The following is a 19,222-nucleotide window of genomic DNA, read 5'->3' on the forward strand; positions in this document are numbered from 1 at the left end:
GGCGCATGTAGGCTGAGACGTGATGCCGAGCCGATTCAGGTGAAGTCAGTGATCCTATGCTGCCGAGAAAAGCCTCTAGCGAGTTCTTAGCGGCCCGTACCCCAAACCGACACAGGTGGTCAGGTTAGGCCGAGGACTTGACTACTAAGCTGCTACGCGTCCACTGTGCAACTCTGAACAAACCACCACCCATCAGGGTTGGTTGACATGTTCATAGAGTTACGGCGGTCATGGCGGAGGGGAAACGCCCGGTCACATTCCGAACCCGGAAGCTAAGCCCTCCAGCGCCGATGGTACTGCACTCGGGAGGGTGTGGGAGAGTAGGACACCGCCGGACAATCTTCCAATTCAGGGCCACCCCCAACCGGGGTGGCCCTGAATTGCGTTACCCCCCGGAAAACACCACCAGACCGGCCGCAAAGCCGGCCCCGGACGCGCGTGAGCGATGGACCGCCCACCCCATTGCCGGCACTGCACCGGCTAGCCATACCGCCCGCTACTTTCCGGAAACGCCGAACCAGGCCGCCACTTCCCCGAAGTAGCGGTGGTGAGGTGCCCCGGATCCAGCCACTTCCCCGAGCTGGCGAACCGGCCCACCACTTCCCCGAAGTGGCGGCGACGGACTGCCCGGCATCCGGCTACCTCGCCGAGATGGTGAACCAGCAGCAGGTTCCCCCAGCTGGCGTCAACGGAGTACCCCGGACCTAGCCACTTCGCCGAACTGGTGTGCCGGTCAGCATTACGCCGAAGTGGCGGCAACGGAATACCCCGGATCCAGCCACTACCCCGAACTGGCGAACCGGCCCACCACTTCCCCGAAGTGGCGGGACGGACTGCCCGGCATCCAGCCACCTCCCGCGAACAGGAGGGCTGGGAGCCGTTACCCCGGAACTGGTGGCATGGGAGGGGACAGGGGGTCGCCGACACCGCGACGTGGCGGGGGCGGGGCAAGGCGTGAGTGGGCACCTCGTCGTACCGGCGTGGACGAGTGAGCGCCGAGGTCGCGGGTCAGCGGCTCTGGACGGACTCGCGGATGTCGCGGAACAGGGCCGCGGCGTCGTCGACCCGGCGGCCCGGGAACATGCCCATCACGACGCTGCCGTGGTCGGCCCACCCGCACACCGCGAAGTCGCCACCGTCGCCGCTCGTCGTACCGCACTTCATCACGCCGCCCAGGCGGCCCGCGTCCACCTCGCGCAGCCCTGCCACCCGGCCTGTCTCGTCGGCCATCAGGCCGAACAGGGTGTCCAGGTCACGCTCGGGCTGCCAGAGCAGCGTGGTGCCGCCGAACAGCAGCACCGAACGCTTGGCGTCCCCGCCGTCGGAGTAGACGGCGCCGTAGCCGCGGTCCAGCTCGATGTCGGCGGCCAGTCCGTCGCGCAGGTAGTCGGCGGTGCTGCGGGCCCGCTCGCTGTCGTCGCGTACCAGCCCGGCCACCTCGGCCGGCTGGCCGAGAGTCGTGTCCTTCTGCTGGAGCACCCGCCAGCCGCCCAGCCCGAGCGCGCCCGCGCCGGCGAGCCCGGCCGCGAGGAGAGCGGCCATGACGATCTTCCGGCGTCGGGAGACGGGACGGCGTTCGGGCTCCTGCGCGGGATCGCGGCGGCTCAGCTCGATCGGCTCTTCGGTCAGCTCGAACGGATCGGAACCCCCGTCGACCGGGCGCTCGGTGAGATGCGCGTCGGACATGACCGCCACCGTACGCGAATCACAGGTGGTGCACGCCGGGTCCCCGAAAGCGCTCCGTAGACTTTCAGGGTGACCGAGAGACTGGATGCCCGACGCCCCGACGCCCCGACCCTCGCCGGCCAGTACCAGCCCGGCGAGGTAGAGCAGCGACGGTACGAGCAGTGGGTAGCCGGCGGGCACTTCCGGGCGTCGGCGGACAGCGAGAAGCCGCCGTTCACCATCGTCATCCCGCCGCCGAACGTCACCGGCTCGCTGCACATGGGTCACGCGTTCGAGCACACCCTCATGGACGCGCTCACCCGGCGCAAGAAGATGCAGGGCTACGAGGCGCTCTGGCTCCCGGGCATGGACCACGCCGGCATCGCCACCCAGAACCTGGTCGAGCGGCAGCTCGCCGGTGAAGGGCTGTCCCGGCACGACCTCGGGCGGGAGAAGTTCGTCGAGCGGGTCTGGCAGTGGAAGGCCGAGTCCGGCGGCGCGATCCTCGGCCAGATGCGCCGGCTGGGCGACGCGGTCGACTGGGACCGCGAGCGGTTCACCATGGACGAGGGCCTGTCCCGGGCCGTGCAGACCATGTTCAAGAAGCTCTTCGACGACGGGCTGATCTACCGGGCCAACCGGATCATCAACTGGTGCCCGCGCTGCCTCACCGCGCTGTCCGACATCGAGGTGGAGCACACCGACGACGAGGGCGAGCTGGTCTCGATCCGCTACGGCGACGAGGTCGTGGTGGCGACCACCCGGGCGGAGACCATGCTCGGCGACACCGCGGTGGCGGTGCACCCGGACGACGAGCGCTACCGGCACCTGATCGGCACCGAGGTGGAGCTGCCGCTCACCGACCGGCGGATCCCGATCGTCGCCGACGAGCACGTCGACCCGAGCTTCGGCACCGGCATGGTCAAGGTGACCCCGGCGCACGACCCGAACGACTTCGAGATCGGCCAGCGGCACGACCTGCCGTCGCTGACGATCATGGACGAGCGCGGCGTCATCACCGCGCCCGGCCCGTTCCAGGGCCTGGACCGGTACGAGGCCCGCCCGGCGATCGTCGCGGCGCTGCGCGAGCAGGGCCGGATCGTGGCCGAGAAGCGGCCGTACCTGCACGCGGTGGGGCACTGCTCGCGGTGCAAGACGACTGTCGAGCCGCGGCTGTCGTTGCAGTGGTTCGTCAACACCGCCCCGCTCGCGAAGGCCGCCGGTGACGCGGTGCGCGACGGCCGGGTGAAGATCGAGCCGGCCGAGCTGGCCAAGCGTTACTTCGCCTGGGTCGACAACATGCACGACTGGTGCATCTCCCGCCAGCTGTGGTGGGGCCACCGCATCCCCGTCTGGTACGGCCCGGACGGCGAGATCGTCTGCGTCGGCCCGGACGAGGAGCCGCCGTCCGGCGAGGGCTGGCGGCAGGACGAGGACGTACTGGACACCTGGTTCTCCAGCGGGCTGTGGCCGTTCTCCACGCTCGGCTGGCCCGAGCGCACCCCGGACCTGGCGAAGTTCTACCCGACCAGCGTGCTGGTCACCGGCTACGACATCCTGTTCTTCTGGGTCGCCCGGATGATGATGTTCGGCCTGTACGCGATGGACGGCGTGCAGCCGTTCGACGTGGTGGCGCTGCACGGCATGGTCCGCGACGAGCACGGCAAGAAGATGTCGAAGTCGTTCGGCAACGTGGTCGACCCGCTGGACTGGATCGACCGGTTCGGCGCCGACGCCACCCGGTTCACGCTGGCCCGGGGCGCCAACCCCGGCCAGGACGTGCCGGTCAGCGAGGAGTGGTGCCAGGGCTCCCGCAACTTCTGCAACAAGCTCTGGAACGCCACCCGGTTCGCGCTGCTCAACGGCGCGCACACCGACGGACCGCTGCCGGCCGCCGGTGACCTCTCCACCGTCGACAGGTGGATCCTGTCCCGGCTGGCGCACGTCACCGCCGAGGTCGACGAGCAGTTCGAGGCGTACGAGTTCGCGAAGGTCTGCGACCTGCTCTACCACTTCGCGTGGGACGACGTCTGCGACTGGTACGTGGAGCTGAGCAAGCCGGTGCTGGCCGAGGGTGGCCCCGCCGCCGACGCCACCCGCCGCGTGCTGGGCCACGTGCTGGACCAGCTCCTGCGGCTGCTCCACCCGGTCATCCCGTTCGTCACCGACGAGCTGTGGGCCGCGCTGAGCGGCGGCGAGACCGTACTGACGGCGTCCTGGCCGGTCGCCGACCGTACCCTGATCGACGACGCCGCGGAGGGCGAAGTCGGCACCCTCCAGCGGGTGGTGACCGAGGTCCGGCGGTTCCGGTCGGACCAGGGGCTGCGGCCGACCCAGCGGGTCGCCGCGCGCCTCGACGGCCTGGCCGGCGCGGGCATCGCGGCGCACGAGCCGCTGGTGCGCTCGCTGGCCCGGCTCGACGCGCCCGGCGACGACTTCCAGGCCGGCGCCACGCTGGCCATGCCCGGCGCGGTGAGCGTCGCGCTCGACACCCGCGGCTCGATCGACGTGGCCGCCGAGCGCGCCCGGCTCACCAAGGACCGGGCGGCGGCCGAGAAGGAGGCCACCCAGGCGCGGGCGAAGCTGGACAACCCGGCGTTCGTCGGCAAGGCGCCCGAGCCGGTGGTGGCGAAGATCCGCGAACGGCTGGCGGTGGCCGAGGCGGATCTGGTCCGGATCGACGCCGCCCTGGAGGCGTTGCCCTCGTGAGTGACCGCACCGACCGCACCGAGTTCGCCGAGGTGGAGGCCGCGCTCAACGCGCGCGGCTTCACCCGGATGCACTTCGAGCTGGAGAAGATCGAGACTCTGCTCGACCTGCTGGGCAGCCCGCAGCGGGCGTACCCGTCGATCCACCTGACCGGCACCAACGGCAAGACCTCGACGGCCCGGATGATCGACTCGCTGCTGCGGGCGTTCGGGCTGCACACCGGCCGCTACACCAGCCCGCACCTGGAGACCGTCCGGGAGCGGATCAGCCTGGACGGCGAGCCGGTGGGCGAGGAGCGGTTCGTGTCCACGTACCGTGAGATCGCGCCGCTGGCCGAGCTGGTCGACCAGCGGTTCGCCGAGCCGCTGACGTACTTCGACATGACCACGGCGCTGGCGTTCGCCACGTTCGCCGACGCCCCGGTCGACGTGGCGGTGGTGGAGGTCGGGCTCGGCGGCGCGGAGGACGCGACGAACGTGATCCAGGCCGGCGTCGCCGTGATCACCCCGATCGGGCTGGACCACACCGAGTGGCTCGGCGACACGATCGAGGACATCGCGCTGCACAAGGCGGGCATCATCCACCCCGGCGCCACCGTGATCGCGGCGGCGCAGGAGGAGGAGGCGGCCCGACCGATCCTGGAACGCTGCGCCGAGGTCAACGCCACCGTCGCGCGCGAGGGCGCCGAGTTCGGCGTGCTGCGCCGCGCGGTCGCGGTCGGCGGCCAGGTGCTGACCATCCAGGGCCTGGGCGGGGTGTACGAGGAGATCTTCATCCCGCTGCACGGCGCGCACCAGGCGCAGAACGCGGCGGTCGCGCTGGCAGCCGTGGAGGCGTTCCTCGGTGCCGGCGCCCGGCGGCAGCTCGACATCGAGGCGGTCCGTGAGGGATTCGCCGCGACCAGTTCGCCGGGCCGGCTGGAGCGGGTGCGTAGCGCCCCGACGGTGCTGCTCGACGGCGCGCACAACCCGCACGGGATGGCCGCGACGGTCGCCGCCGTGCAGGAGGAGTTCGCGTTCAGCAAGCTCGTCGGCGTGCTGGCGGTGCTCGGCGACAAGGACGCGGCGAGCCTGCTGGAACTGCTCGAACCGGTGCTCGACTCGATCGTGGTGGCGGAGAACAGCTCGGCCCGGGCGATGCCGGTGGACGAGCTGGCCGCGCTGGCGCGGGAGATCTTCGGGCCGGAGCGGGTGCAGGTTGCCCGGGACATGCCGGACGCCATCGAGGCGGCAGTGGCGGAGACCGAGTCGGACGTGCCGGGCGAACTGTCCGGGGTGGGCGTGCTGATCACCGGATCGGTGGTGACAGTGGCCGACGCCCGCCGGCTGCTCAAGCGATGACCGGCCCGCAGCAGCGCCCGACCGGGGCTGAGCGGCCGACCGGCGCTGAGCGGCCGACCGGCGCTGAGCAGGCGACGGGGCCGGAGCAGCTGTCCGGTCCGGAGCAGGCGGGCGGCGTTGAGCGGCCGGTCGGTCCGGAACAGGCGGCCGGTTCGGAGCAGGCAGGCGGCTCGGAGCAGGCAGGCGGCTCGGAGCCGGTGGGCGGCTCGGAGCCGGTGGGCGGCTCGGAGCCGGTGGGCGGCTCGGAGCCGCTGGGCGGCGTGCGGCGGTCCGGGCTGCGGAACCCGGACAAGGCAGTGCGCGGACTCGGCGCCGGCACGATGTCGCTGGAGGCGCTGGTGCTGCTGCTGGCCATCCAGCCGATCCGGGTGGTCGGCGGTGACCTGAGCGGCGCGGCGATCGGCGCGATCGTGGCGCTGGCGGTCGCGTGTGTGGTGCTCGCCGGCATGATGCGCCGCCCGTGGGCGTGGCACGCCGGCACCGTGATCCAGGGACTGCTGCTGCTCTCCGGGCTGCTGCACTGGTCGCTGTTCGCGCTGGGTGTGATGTTCGCGCTGGTGTGGGCGTACGCGCTGCACGTGCGGCGGGTCATCCTCGGCTGAGCGCCGTCGCGCGGTTGCGCGTGTTAAGAAGGGCCCCTTCCTCTACCTGAGGCGTTAAGAAGGGGCCCTTCCTTACACCTGGGCGAGCGTGCGCCACTGCGTCAGCGCGACGCCGTGGCCGTCGGGGTCGCGGAAGGCAGCCGCCCACACCTCCAGCTTGGTGCCGCGGTTGACGACGCGCGGGGCGTACGTGAACCGGACGCCGGAGTCGCGCAACCGCTCGTACGCCCCCTGGATGTCGTCCACCTCCAGGTTCACGTGCACCAGGCGACGGCTGATCGGGGCGGCGCCGGTCACCCGGCGCAGCACCAGCCGGGTCGGCCCGGAGGAGAGCACGGCGTTGCCCTCGCCCCGGTCCAGCTCGTCGAAGCCGAGTTCCCGGTAGAAGTCGAGGGACCGGTCCAGGTCGGTGACGAGCAGCGTGATGCCGACGCCGCTGATCGGGCTGGCCAGCTCGTCCGGCTCGGCCGCGCCGGACGGGCCGAAGATCGCCTCGTCCAGTTCCTCGGCGGTCGGCGGCGCGTCGGAGCGCCGCGGCGCGTCCGCGGGGTCGTCCAGCGCCACGTCGATCGGGTCGGGTCCGGTGTCGGCCGGTCCGGTGTCGGCCGGTCCGGGGCCGGCCGGTCCGGGGCCGGCCGGTCCGGTGTCGGACCGTCCGGGGTCGGCCGGTCCGGAGTCGGACCGTCCGGAGTCGGCCGGTCCGGAGTCGACGAACACGGTCTCGACCGGCACGGTGTCGACCGGCTCCTCGGCCGGCGTGCGGGGGGCCGGGGCGCGGCGGGGGAGCGGGCCGGGGCCGGCCGCGCGCTCGGCACGCTCGACGAGCTGCCCCTCCAGCACCACCGGGCCGCCGGGGCTCTGGTGCAGCACCACCGGCTCGCGTTCCTCGGCCCGGGGCGGGACGTCGTCCAGGTACGGGTCCGGCGCCGGCGGGTAGTCGTCGCGGAAGTCGTCCTCCGGCGCGCGCCCGGCCCACGGCGGCGCCTCCTGCGCGATCAGCGGCTCGTCCAGCGGGTCCGGCTCGGCGGCGTACTCGGGCGGCAGGTCGGCCACCGCGGCGGCGCTCTCCGCGTGCGTGGGCACCTCGTCCCAGAGCACGCGTACGTGCCGCTGGTCGTCCAGCGCCACCCGGACCGGCAGCGCCTGGCCCAGCGAGGGCCACTTGGCGACCGGAACCCGAGGCTCGATGATCTTCTTGGAGCGGGGCGGCAGCCCCGGCGCGTCGATGACCAGTTGCAGCTCGCACCGGCCGAACGCGTACTGGGTGGGCGGCTCGGAGGCGCTGTGCACGTGCCCGAGGCCGATCACCCAGGTGCGGCCGCCGCCGCGTACCGTGGCCAGGGCGATCGCCAGCACCAGCAGCGCGACGCCGAGGGCCACGATGGCCCAGCTGGTCATGCCGAGCCCGAACACGGTCACGAAGGTGGCGACGGTGCCCAGCACCGCGCCGATCAGTTTGCGTACCGGCGCGATCGTGCGGTTCCCGCCATTCGCCACAGTGGACCTCCCAGGGGTTCCAGGGCCAGGCTAGGCCGCCGCGGCGGGCCAGGGAAGACGCAGCCGCCGCGCCGGCGCCGGGACCGGGTCGCTACGCTGACCGTACCCAGCCGAACCCCGTTTGAGTGCGCAGGAGGAACCCAGCGTGTCCAGCAGCAGCCCGGACGAGCGGTCGCTCGTACTGATCAAGCCCGACGCGGTGCGCCGCGGTCTGGTGGGCGAGATCCTGTCCCGTTTCGAGCGCAAGGGCCTGCGGATCGACGCGATGGTGAGCCGGACCATGGACGGCGGCTTCGCCGACCAGCACTACGCCGAGCACGTCGACAAGCCGTTCTACCCGCCGCTGAAGACGTTCATGACCAGCGGCCCGCTGGTGGCGCTGGTGCTCTCCGGCGACCAGGTGGTCGAGGTGGTACGCGCGATGATCGGCAGCACCGACGGCCGCAAGGCCGCCGCCGGCACCATCCGCGGTGACCTGTCGCTGTCGAACCGGGAGAACCTGGTGCACGCCTCCGACTCGGCGGACAGCGCCAAGCGCGAGATCGCGCTCTGGTTCCCCGAGCTGGCCTGACCGACGCGCCGACGGCCCCGGCCCGCTCCTGGCGGGACCGGGGCCGTCGTGTGTCAGCGATCAGACCTGCGCCGGCGGCTGCGTCCGGCAGGTCACCGCGACGCGGTTCCACACGTTGATGGTGGCGATCGCCATCACCAGGTCCGCCAGCTCCTTCTCCGACCACACCTTCGCCGCGGCGTCCCAGACGTCGTCCGGCACGCCGTGCTCGCCGAGCCGGGTCACCGCGTCGGTGAGGGCCAGTGCGGCCCGCTCCCGCTCGTCGAAGAACGGCGCCTCGCGCCACGCCGCGACAGCGAACAGCCGGCGGCTGTCCTCCCCGGCCGCCAGCGCCTCGCGGCTGTGCATGTCGACGCAGAACGCGCAGCCGTTGCGCATCGACGCCCGCAGCTTCACCAGCTCCAGCACGGTGTGGTCCACGTTCGCCCGGACGTACTTCTCCAGGCCCAGCACGGCCTGGTACGCCTCGGGCGCCACTGCCGCCATGTCCATCCGGCTCATCGCCGCCTCCTTGAGGGTTCGGGTACGCGCACAGGACGGGGCACGGCGGGCGCGGTGTGACGGCCCGGCGGTGTGACGGTGGTCATGCCGGGGCGCTGGACAGCAGTCGTTGACGTGCCGGTCACCTCGACCGGAGTTCCCGGCCACCTGCGGCCGGTAGACCGGCTGGCGACACTGCCGAGACCGGGAGAACCCATGACGCACTTCGATCGACGTACCCTGCTCCGCGCCGGCCTGGTCGCCGGTGCCGGAGTCGCCGGCGGCGCGCTGCTCGGCGCGCCCGGCGCGCCCGCCGCACCCGGCCTGCGGCGCAGCGGCCGGCCGCTGCTCACCCACGGCGTGCAGAGCGGCGACGTGACCGCCGACTCGGCGCTGGTCTGGACCCGCGCGGACCGGCCCGGCCGGATGCTGGTCGAGGTCAGCCGCCGGCCGGACCTGCGCGGCGCCCGCCTGGTGCGCGGCCCGGTGGTCGACCCCACCGGCGACCTCACCGGCAAGGTCCGCCTGCGCGGCCTGCCCGCGGGGGAGCGGCTGCACTACCGGGTACGGGTGGAGAGCCTGGACCGGCACGGCCTGTGCAGCGAGCCGCTGACCGGTTCGTTCGCCACCGCCCCCGGGCGGCACCAGCGGCGTGACGTGCGGTTCGTGTGGACCGGCGACATCGTCGGGCAGGGCTGGGGGATCAGCCCTGACTTCGACGGCCTGGCGATCTTCCGGGCCATGCGGGAGCGCCGCCCGGACTTCTTCCTGTGCAGCGGCGACACCGTGTACGCCGACGGGCCGCTGACCGAGAGCGTGGTCCTGCCCGACGGCCGGACCTGGCGCAACCTGGTGACGCCGGAGAAGAGCAAGGTGGCCGAGACGCTCGCCGAGTACCGGGGGCAGTTCGCGTACAACCTGCTCGACGAGCACCTGCGGGCGTTCGCCGCCCAGGTGCCGCAGATCAACCAGTGGGACGACCACGAGGTGGTGAACAACTGGTACCCGGGGGAGATCCTGACCGACGAGCGGTACGGCGAGAAGCGCGTGGACGTGCTCGCCGCCCGGGCCCGGCAGGCGTTCCACGAGTGGCTGCCGGTGCCGTCGGGCGGGCCGATGTACCGCAAGCTGTCGTACGGGCCGCTGCTGGACGTGTTCGTGCTGGACATGCGCACCTACAAGGACCCCAACGACGGCAACACGTACGCCGACCGCAACCGGGGCCTGCTCGGCAAGGCGCAGCGGGAGTGGCTGATCCGGGAGCTGCGCGCGTCCCGGGCCACCTGGAAGGTGATCGCCAACGACCTGCCGATCGGCCTGGTGGTGCCGGACGGTTCCGCCGCGCAGGAGGGCGTCGCGCAGGGCGACCACGGCGCGCCGGCCGGCCGGGAGTTGGAGTTCGCCGAGGTGCTGCGCGCCTCGCACCGGGCCGGGGTGACCGGGCTGGTGTTCCTCACCGCCGACGTGCACTACACCGCCGCCCACCACTACGACCCGGCGCGCGCCGCGGTGCGGGACTTCAGCCCGTTCTGGGAGTTCGTCTCCGGCCCGGCGCACGCCGGCGCGTTCGGCCCGAACGCGCTGGACGGCACGTTCGGCCCGAAGGCGGTGTTCGTGCACGCCCCGCCGCGCGCGAACACCTCCCCGGCCGAGGGCTTCCAGCACTTCGGCGAGGTGACCATCGACGGCCCGTCGCGGGCCCTCACGGTCCACCTCCGCGACCGCACCGGCGCCTCCCTCTGGACCACCACCCTCCCCGCCCCCACCTCCCGCTGACCCCACCCCGCCCTGGATGCGTTGATCATGAAGTTGGCGGCGATGTGGATCTCGGATCTGGCCGTCAACTTCATGATCGACGGGGCAGGGGCGGGGCGGGGAGAGGCGGGGCGGGTGATACTCGGCGGCGCGGTGGGTGGGGGGTCGAGTACGCTTGACGGGCACAGGCGACGACCCGGCCATCACCGGCGAGCCTCCGGAAGAACGGCCGGGTCACCGGCTCAGTAGAACCGGACGGGACCGGCCCGTCACAGCCGGCCAACGAGCGGGCGGTCGCACCTCGGCCGCCAAGCGGGGTGGTACCGCGGGCCACACCCGGGCGCCGGTCACGGCGTACCGGATTCGGCTCGTCCTCGCAGACCACGGACGAGTGAGCTGCTGAGGGAGAGCGACAGGCGATGGCCTATCCGTTGCACGACCCGACCGGCGCCGGTGTACCGGCGAGCCCGGACCTGCCCGCGGTCGAGCGCCGGGTGCTGGAGCACTGGACGGCCGACAAGACCTTCGAGGCGTCAGTCGAGGCCCGCGACGCCGGCCGGGACGGCGAGAACGAGTACGTCTTCTACGACGGCCCGCCGTTCGCCAACGGCCTGCCGCACTACGGCCACCTGTTCACCGGCTACGTCAAGGACGTGGTGCCGCGCTACCAGACCATGCGTGGCAGGCACGTCGAGCGCCGGTTCGGCTGGGACTGCCACGGCCTGCCCGCCGAGGTGGTGGCCGAGAAGCAGCTCGGCATCACCACCAAGGCGGAGATCCTCGACCTCGGCGTGGCCCGGTTCAACGACGCCTGCCGCACGTCGGTGCTGGAGTTCACCCACGACTGGGAGCGGTACGTCACCCGGCAGGCCCGCTGGGTCGACTTCGCCAACGACTACAAGACGCTCGACCTGGACTACATGGAAAGCGTCATGTGGGCCTTCAAGACCCTGCACGACAAGGGTCTGGTCTACGAGGGCTTCCGGGTGCTCGCGTACTGCTGGCGGTGCGAGACGCCGCTGTCGAACACCGAGACCCGGATGGACGACGTCTACCGGGACCGGCACGACCCGACGCTCACCGTCTGGTTCGAACTGACCGCCGACGAGAACGCGCCGGAGCCGCTGCGCGGGCCGGTCAAGCTGGGCGTCTGGACGACCACGCCGTGGACGCTGCCGTCGAACCTGGCGCTCGCCGTCGGCCCCGACATCGAGTACGCGTTGCTGGAACGCGACGGTGAGCGCTACGTCGTCGGTGCCGCGCGCCTCGGCGCGTACGCCAAGGAGCTGGAGGGGTACGAGCAGGTCGGCACCGTGTACGGCCGCGACCTGGTCGGACGCCGCTACACGCCGCTGTACGACTTCCTCGTCGAGCCGGCCGGCCCGAACGCGTACCAGGTGCTCGGCGCGGACTTCGTGACCACCGAGGACGGCACCGGGATCGTCCACCTGGCGCCCGCCTTCGGTGAGGACGACCAGAACACCTGCAACGCCGCCGGCATCCCCACCGTCGTGACGGTGGACGACCACACCCGGTTCACCGCGCTGGTGCCGCCGTACCAGGGCGAGCAGGTCTTCGACGTGAACAAGCCGGTGATCCGGGAGCTGAAGGAGCGGGGGGTGGTGCTGCGGCAGGACACCTACACCCACTCCTACCCGCACTGCTGGCGCTGCGACACCCCGCTGGTCTACAAGGCGGTGTCGTCGTGGTTCGTCGCCGTGTCGACGTTCAAGGACCGGATGGTCGAGCTGAACCAGCAGATCAACTGGACCCCCGGGCACATCAAGGACGGCTCGTTCGGCAAGTGGCTGGCGAACGCCCGGGACTGGTCGATCAGCCGGAACCGGTTCTGGGGCTCGCCGATCCCGGTGTGGAAGTCCGACGACCCGAACCACCCGCGGGTGGACGTGTACGGCTCGCTGGAGCAGATCGAGCGGGACTTCGGCGTACGCCTGACCGACCTGCACCGGCCGGCGGTGGACGACCTGGTCCGCCCCAACCCGGACGACCCGACGGGCAAGTCGATGATGCGCCGGGTGCCGGAGGTGCTGGACTGCTGGTTCGAGTCCGGCTCGATGCCGTTCGCCCAGGTGCACTACCCGTTCGAGAACCGCGAGTGGTTCGAGCACCACTACCCGGGTGACTTCATCGTCGAGTACATCGGGCAGACCCGCGGCTGGTTCTACACCATGCACGTGCTGGCCACCGCGCTGTTCGACAGGCCGGCGTTCCGCAACTGCCTGAGCCACGGCATCCTGCTCGGCTCGGACGGGCGCAAGATGTCCAAGAGCCTGCGCAACTACCCGGACGTCTACCACGTGTTCGACTCCTACGGGTCGGACGCGATGCGGTGGATGCTGATGTCCTCGCCGGTGCTGCGCGGCGGCGACATGGCGGTCACCGAGTCGGGCATCCGGGACGCGGTGCGCCAGGTGCTGCTGCCGCTGTGGAACGTCTGGTACTTCTTCTCGCTGTACGCCAACGCCGACGGCCACACCGCGCGTCGTCGTACCGACTCCACGAACGTGCTCGACCGGTACGTGCTGGCGAAGACGAACGAGCTGGTCGCGACCGTCGGCGCGCAGATGGACGCGTACGACATCTCCGGCGCGTGCGCCACCGTGCGGTCCTACCTGGACGCGCTGACGAACTGGTACGTGCGCCGGTCCCGGGACCGGTTCTGGGCCGGCGACGCGGACGCGTTCGACACGCTCTGGACCGTGCTGGAGACGCTCTGCCGGGTGGTGGCGCCGCTGGCGCCGCTGACCGCCGAGGAGATCTGGCGCGGGCTGACCGGCGAACGGTCGGTGCACCTGACCGACTGGCCGCAGGCGGAGGAGTTCCCGGCCGACCACGAGCTGGTCTCCGCGATGGACAACGTCCGGGCGGTCGCCTCGGCGGCGCTGTCGCTGCGCAAGGCCAAGGGCCTGCGGGTACGGCTGCCGCTGGCGAAGCTCACAGTGGCGTCGCCCGTCGCCGCCCAGCTGCGGCCCTTCGCCGACCTGGTCGCCGACGAGGTGAACGTCAAGGAGGTCGTGCTCACCGACGAGGTGTCCGCGTACTGCCAGCAGGTGCTCACCGTGGTGCCGCGGGCGCTCGGCCCGCGCGTCGGCAAGGCCGTCCAGCAGGTCATCAAGGCGGTCAAGGCGGGGGAGTGGGAGCTGCGCGACGGCGCCCCGGTCGCCGCCGGTGTCACGCTCGCCGAGGGCGAGTACGAGCTGCGCCTGGTCGCCGCCGACGCCGAGCACTCCGCGCCGCTGCCCGGCGGTGAGGGAGTGGTCGTGCTGGACACCGACGTCACGCCGGAACTCGCAGCCGAAGGGCTGGCCCGGGACGTGGTCCGGGTCGTTCAGCAGGCCCGCCGGGAGGCCGACCTCGACGTGTCCGACCGGATCACGGTGGCCGTCTCCGCCTCGGAGGAGGTGCGCGCGGCCGTCGCCGCGTACACCGGGTTCGTGGCCCGGGAGGTGCTCGCCGACAGCATCGACTTCGCCGAGGGCCTCGACGGCTTCGACGGCGAGGCCGGCGAGGGCGAGCGCGTGACAGTGACGGTCCGCAAGGTGTGATGTAAGGCGGGGGCCCTTCTTAACGCCTCAGGTAGAGGAGGGGCCCCTGCTTAACACCCGCACCCAGCGAGTGGACTGCGGACCACCCGCTCGGTGGCGGACGGCCGCGTCGGCTACCGTGACAGCGCCTGTTTCACGTACGACCGCCGGAGGACCCGTGCCCCTGCTCTACACCATCGGCAAGCTCACCGTGGCGCCCGCGCTCCGGTTGGCCTTCCGTCCGCACGTGGAGGGTTTGGAGCACATCCCGGCGACCGGCGGCGCGATCTTCGCCAGCAACCACCTCTCCGTCGCCGACGAACTGCTCCTCGGCACCGTGGTGCCCCGCCACCTGGCGTTCTGGGCCAAGTCGGAGTACTTCAAGGGCACCGGGCTCAAGGGCGGCTTCTCCAAGTTCGTGCTCACCGGGCTGGGCGCGATCCCGGTCGAGCGGGCCGGCGGCCGGGCCGCGCTGACCGCGTTCGACGCGGCGATCCCGGTGCTCAAGGCCGGTGACCTGGTCGCCGTCTACCCGGAGGGCACCCGCTCCCCGGACGGGCGTCTCTACCGCGGGCGCACCGGCACCGTCCGGCTGGCGATCGCCGCCGGCGTGCCGATCATCCCGGTCGGCGTGACCGGCACCGACAAGGCCCAGCCGATCGGTACGCGGATCCCGCGACCGGGCCGCGCCAAGATCACCATCAAGTTCGGCAAGCCGCTGGACTTCACCGGCCGCCCCGACGACCGCACCTCGCTGCGCGCGATGACCGACGAGATGATGGCCGAGATCCAGAAGCTCAGCGGCCAGGAGTACGTCCCGCGCTACGCCCCGAAGCGCGCCGACCAGACCGCAGGCGACCAGGCCGGCGGCGAGCAGACCGCCTGAGCGGTCAGGACTTCGGCACCACCACGCGCTGGCGCAGGTCGTTCAGCAGCCGCCCGCTGTCGTCCACCGACAGCCGGGTGAACACACCCGTGGTGAGGCTGCCGTGGTCGGCCGAGACGCAGACCACCACCGAGTCGCCGTCCGCCCGGCCCACGGCGCAGCGCTCGTGGCGCCCCCGTACGCCGGTGTCCACGGCCACCGATTCCTTCAGGGCGTAGTCCCCGGCGAGGCGGTCGAGTTCCGCCTTGGCGTCCGACTCCGGGCTGAACCGCAGCCCGGTGCTGCCGAACAACGTCACGCGCTTGCCGTCGCTCGTGCTGTAGATGCCGGCGAACGTGTCCTCGGCGAGCAGGTTCGCCTCGCGTACCTGGGATTTCAGCTCCTCGGCGGCGGTCCGGCTGCTCTCGTCCTGGCGCAGCCGCATCGAGTCGATCTGGTCCGGGAGGGTGGCGCTGGCCGGGTACTGGCTGGAGATCGGCTGGAACCACCAGAGCGGGAGGCCGCAGCAGCAGGCGACGGAGAGCAGCAGCACCCAGGGCCAGCGGCGCCGACGGCGGGTCCGCTTCGGCGGCTGCTGCCAGCCCGGCGGCGGTGCGACAGGCGGCCCGGCCTTGCCCCGGCGCTGCTTCGGCGGCCGTCCGGGCTTCGCCGGCGGAGCGACGGGCGCCGCGGGCGGCAGCGGCCGGGCGGCGGGCGGACCGGGGTGGTGCGGCGGCGAGACCGGCCGGGCCGGTCCGGGGTACGGCGGGCTGTGCGGCGGTGGTGAGACCGGCCGGGCTGCGGGCGGCGCGGGACGGGCCGGTGGCGCCGGTTGCGGGGCGGGGTGGGCCGCCGGTGGCGCCGGATGGGCCGGGTGGGGGTTGTCCGGCGCGGCCCAGGGCGCGGTGTAGGGCAGCGTCGGCGTCGGCGGCGGCAGTTCGGGGGCGTGCAGCTCCCAGCCGGTGGTGTCCACCCCGGCCCACGGGTCGACCGGCGTGGCGTGCTCCGGCGATGCCAGCGGCGGCACCGGCGTGGGCTCGGCGGACTCGCCCCAGGCGGGCCGTCGCGGCGGCGGTGGCGGGACCGCGGCGGAACCGCTCCAGCGGGGCGCAGGCGCGTCGACCCGGGTCGGATCGGGGGTGTTCTCCACGCGGGTCGGGTCCGGCGTGTTCGCCGATGGCATGCGGTCTTGGGCGTTCTCGACCTTGGTGGGGTCAGGCGTGGCCGCGGCCCGGGGCGGCTGCGGCGCGACGTCGATCCGGGTCGGATCCGGCTGCCGCCCGGTCCGGGGAGTGGGTACGGGTGTGGTGCGGCCCGGAACCGCCGCGGATCCCCGAGCCCGGGTGACCGGTACGGGCGGAGTGCCGCCCGGCGCTCCGGCGTCGGCAGTCGGAGCCTCGTCGCCGGTAGGCGCGTCGGCCGGCATTCCGGCGTTGCCGGAGAGGGCGTCGGCGATCGTCGCGCTCGCCTGGGGGCCGGCCCTGCCGGTGGGGGCGGCGGCGTCGTCGGCCGGTGGGTGCGGGCTCGCGCTGTCGAGCGGGGCGGTGCTGGCCGGGTCCGCCGGTTCGGCTGCTTGGTCCCGCCGTGCCGGTTCAGCCTGCTCGGACGGTTCCGGGCGGTCGTCCCGCAGCGCCTGCTCGGCCGGCTCGTCCGGCCGCGCGGGTCCGGCCTGCTCCGGCTGCTCGCTGGGCTCGCTGTCAGCGGCGCCGGACGGCTGGTCGGCCGCCGTCGCGCCGGATGTCCGGTCGTCGGCGGCCTCCGGTGTGCCGGGTGGGGACGCCGGAGCCGAGGCGCCCGTGGCGTCCTCGGTGTCGGCGGCGGTCGCCGGCTCGGTGACGGACGGCATCTCGGCCCCGTCGGCCGGCCGGTCCGCCCCCGGCTGCGGCTGCGGCATCGCGGCAATCTCCTCTCGGCCCGTTGCGAGGTTAGTACCGCCCCGCCACCCGGGACGAATTCCGCCCCGGTCCCCGGCCCCACTCCGGTGATCAAGGAGTTCGTGCCCGTGGAAGCGCCGGACAGCACACAAACTCCTTGATCAACGCGGCGGACACGGGCGCGGGCGCGGGAGAAGGCGGGGGCACCGCGTACGCTTGGGCATCATGAGTGCCCCGTCCACGACCCCGCGTCCCGCCGCCGCCAACTCGGTCTGGCCCCGGCTGGAGCCGTTGCTGCCGCAGGTGACCAAGCCCATCCAGTACGTGGGTGGAGAGCTGGGAGCGGTGGTCAAGGACTGGGACGCCGCGACCGTCCGGTGGGCGCTGATGTACCCGGACGCGTACGAGGTGGGCCTGCCCAACCAGGGCGTGCAGATCCTGTACGAGGTGCTCAACGAGCTGCCCGACGTGCTGGCCGAGCGGACGTACGCGGTCTGGCCCGACCTGGAGAAGCTGATGCGCGCCCACGGCGTGCCGCAGTTCACCGTCGACGCCCACCGCCCGGTGCGTGACTTCGACGTGTTCGGCGTCTCGTTCTCCACCGAGCTGGGCTACACCAACCTGCTCACCGCGATCGACCTGGCCGGCATCCCGCTGCTCGCCGCCGACCGCACCGACGCCGACCCGGTGATCGTGGCCGGCGGGCACGCCGCGTTCAACCCGGAGCCGATCGCCGACTTCGTCGACGCCGCGGTGCTCGGCGACGGCGAGGAGGCGGTGCTGGAGATCACCGCCATCGTCCGGGAGTGGAAGACGGAGGGCTCCCCGGGCGGCCGCGACGAGCTGCTGCTGCGGCTGGCCCGCACCGAGAGCGTGTACGTGCCGCGCTTCTACGACGTCGACTACCTGCCCGACGGCCGGATCCAGCGGGTCGTGCCGAACCGGCCGGACGTGCCGTTCCGGGTGCACAAGCGCACCACCATGGACCTGGACGCCTGGCCGTACCCGAAGAAGCCCCTGGTGCCGCTCGCCGAGACGGTCCACGAGCGGTACGCGGTGGAGATCTTCCGGGGCTGCACCCGCGGCTGCCGCTTCTGCCAGGCCGGCATGATCACCCGCCCGGTGCGGGAGCGGTCGATCACCACCGTCGGCCAGATGGTCAAGGAAGGGCTGGAGTTCTCCGGCTTCCACGAGGTGGGCCTGCTGTCGCTGTCGTCGGCCGACCACTCCGAGATCGGCGACATGTGCTCCGGCCTGGCCGAGCAGTACGCGGGCACGAACGTCTCGCTGTCGCTGCCGTCGACCCGGGTGGACGCGTTCAACATCGACCTGGCCCAGGAGCTGTCCCGCAACGGGCGGCGGACCGGTCTGACCTTCGCGCCCGAGGGCGGGTCGGAGCGGATCCGCAAGGTGATCAACAAGATGGTGTCGAAGGAAGACCTCATCCGTACGGTGGTCACCGCGTACTCCAACGGCTGGCGGCAGGTGAAGCTCTACTTCATGTGCGGCCTGCCCACCGAGACCGACGAGGACGTCCTCGAGATCGCCGACATGGCGCACGAGGTGATCCGGGCCGGCCGCGCGGCCACCGGGTCGAAGGACATCCGCTGCACGGTCTCCATCGGCGGGTTCGTGCCGAAGCCGCACACCCCGTTCCAGTGGGCCTCGATGGAGCGGCCGGAGGTCATCGACGGCCGGCTCAAGCTGCTCAAGCAGGCGATCAACAGCGACCGGTCGCTGGGCCGGGCGATCGGCTTCCGCTACCACGACGGCGAGCCGTCGCTGATCGAGGGCCTGCTCTCCCGGGGCGACCGCCGGGTCGGCGCGGTGATCCGCAAGGTCTGGGAGAACGGCGGCCGGTTCGACGGCTGGAGCGAGCACTTCTCCTACCAGCGGTGGGTGGACGCCGCCACCGAGGTACTGCCGGCGTACGGCGTGGACCTCGACTGGTACACCACCCGGCAGCGCGAGGAGCTGGAGGTCCTGCCCTGGGACCACCTCGACTCCGGCCTGGACAAGGACTGGCTCTGGCAGGACTGGCAGGACTCGCTGTCGGAGTACGAGCAGGACGACTGCCGCTGGACGCCCTGCTTCGACTGCGGCGTCTGCCCGTCCATGGACACCGAGATCCAGATCGGCCCGACCGGCCGCAAGCTGCTGCCGCTCACCCCGGTCAACGGGCTGAAGCTGCCCGCAGCCGCCCAGGGCTGACGCCGCCCGCACTCACCGGAGCGCGGGAACCCGACCGGGTTCCCGCGCTCCGTCGTCCTTCCCGGTGACCGTCGCGGTACGCGGGGTGGGGGTGCCCCGACTGGTCCT

12 protein-coding genes, 1 rRNA gene and 1 other annotated feature (1 of these 14 only partly in view) are annotated in these 19,222 nt (G+C 72.4%); of the genes, 9 read left to right on the plus strand and 4 right to left on the minus strand.

The window, feature by feature from the left end:
- Nucleotides 1–215: a sequence feature (23S ribosomal RNA rRNA prediction is too short), on the plus strand (it extends 1,712 nt beyond the left edge of the window).
- Between the two features lie 5 nt (nt 216–220).
- Nucleotides 221–337: ribosomal RNA gene (gene rrf, locus ML5_RS16890) — 5S ribosomal RNA — on the plus strand.
- A gap of 671 nt (nt 338–1,008) precedes the next feature.
- Here the strand turns inward: rrf and ML5_RS16895 are convergent.
- Nucleotides 1,009–1,686 (minus strand): hypothetical protein, encoded by a 678-nt coding sequence (locus ML5_RS16895; protein WP_013288028.1) that lies wholly within the window; start codon nt 1,684–1,686, stop codon nt 1,009–1,011.
- Nucleotides 1,687–1,755: 69 nt separating this feature from the next.
- Here ML5_RS16895 and ML5_RS16900 point away from each other — a divergent pair, with 69 nt between their 5' ends.
- The 3 genes from ML5_RS16900 to ML5_RS31190 all read left to right on the plus strand — a co-directional run bounded on the left by ML5_RS16900 (nt 1,756) and on the right by ML5_RS31190 (nt 6,316).
- Complete coding sequence (locus tag ML5_RS16900; protein ID WP_013475493.1) at nt 1,756–4,374, plus strand: valine--tRNA ligase; 2,619 nt, start codon at nt 1,756–1,758, stop codon at nt 4,372–4,374.
- 68 nt (nt 4,375–4,442) lie between these two features.
- Nucleotides 4,443–5,714 carry a folylpolyglutamate synthase/dihydrofolate synthase family protein gene (locus tag ML5_RS16905; RefSeq protein WP_221488380.1) on the plus strand — a complete coding sequence of 424 codons (1,272 nt, stop codon included), beginning with the start codon at nt 4,443–4,445 and terminating at the stop codon, nt 5,712–5,714.
- Entirely contained in the window at nt 5,711–6,316 is a 606-nt protein-coding gene (locus ML5_RS31190) for a DUF4233 domain-containing protein (RefSeq protein ID WP_013475495.1), read from the plus strand. Before ML5_RS16905 ends, ML5_RS31190 begins: the two co-directional genes overlap by 4 nt.
- A 72-nt stretch (nt 6,317–6,388) precedes the next feature.
- Here ML5_RS31190 and ML5_RS16915 read toward each other — a convergent pair whose 3' ends face one another.
- Nucleotides 6,389–7,813, minus strand: coding sequence for a VOC family protein (locus ML5_RS16915; RefSeq protein ID WP_013475496.1), 1,425 nt, complete (start codon nt 7,811–7,813; stop codon nt 6,389–6,391).
- 145 nt (nt 7,814–7,958) lie between these two features.
- On the opposite strand from ML5_RS16915, the gene ndk reads away from it, so the two are divergent.
- Entirely contained in the window at nt 7,959–8,384 is a 426-nt protein-coding gene (gene ndk, locus ML5_RS16920) for a nucleoside-diphosphate kinase (RefSeq protein ID WP_013475497.1), read from the plus strand.
- A 60-nt stretch (nt 8,385–8,444) separates the two neighbouring features.
- On the opposite strand, the gene ML5_RS16925 is transcribed toward ndk, so the two are convergent.
- Nucleotides 8,445–8,885: a carboxymuconolactone decarboxylase family protein gene (locus ML5_RS16925; RefSeq protein WP_013288022.1), complete on the minus strand. Its 441-nt coding sequence runs from the start codon at nt 8,883–8,885 to the stop codon at nt 8,445–8,447.
- A 195-nt stretch (nt 8,886–9,080) separates the two neighbouring features.
- Between ML5_RS16925 and ML5_RS16930 the strand changes: the two genes are divergently transcribed.
- From ML5_RS16930 to ML5_RS16940, 3 genes are all read left to right on the plus strand, one after another.
- Complete coding sequence (locus tag ML5_RS16930) at nt 9,081–10,640, plus strand: alkaline phosphatase (RefSeq protein ID WP_013475498.1); 1,560 nt, start codon at nt 9,081–9,083, stop codon at nt 10,638–10,640.
- A gap of 398 nt (nt 10,641–11,038) precedes the next feature.
- Nucleotides 11,039–14,185, plus strand: a complete 3,147-nt coding sequence (ileS, locus tag ML5_RS16935) for an isoleucine--tRNA ligase (protein WP_013475499.1) — start codon at nt 11,039–11,041, stop codon at nt 14,183–14,185.
- A 157-nt stretch (nt 14,186–14,342) separates the two neighbouring features.
- Nucleotides 14,343–15,050 carry a 1-acyl-sn-glycerol-3-phosphate acyltransferase gene (locus ML5_RS16940; RefSeq protein ID WP_013288019.1) on the plus strand — a complete coding sequence of 236 codons (708 nt, stop codon included), beginning with the start codon at nt 14,343–14,345 and terminating at the stop codon, nt 15,048–15,050.
- 4 nt (nt 15,051–15,054) lie between these two features.
- On the opposite strand, the gene ML5_RS16945 is transcribed toward ML5_RS16940, so the two are convergent.
- The gene (locus tag ML5_RS16945; protein ID WP_013475500.1) at nt 15,055–16,923 is read right to left on the minus strand and encodes a hypothetical protein; all 1,869 of its coding nucleotides are present in this window, start codon (nt 16,921–16,923) and stop codon (nt 15,055–15,057) included.
- A gap of 205 nt (nt 16,924–17,128) precedes the next feature.
- Between ML5_RS16945 and ML5_RS16950 the strand changes: the two genes are divergently transcribed.
- Nucleotides 17,129–19,114: a TIGR03960 family B12-binding radical SAM protein gene (locus tag ML5_RS16950; RefSeq protein ID WP_013288017.1), complete on the plus strand. Its 1,986-nt coding sequence runs from the start codon at nt 17,129–17,131 to the stop codon at nt 19,112–19,114.
- The last annotated feature ends 108 nt before the right edge of the window (nt 19,115–19,222 follow it).

Origin of the sequence: Micromonospora sp. L5 (assembly GCF_000177655.2) — a bacterium.
Classification (GTDB): domain Bacteria; phylum Actinomycetota; class Actinomycetes; order Mycobacteriales; family Micromonosporaceae; genus Micromonospora; species Micromonospora aurantiaca.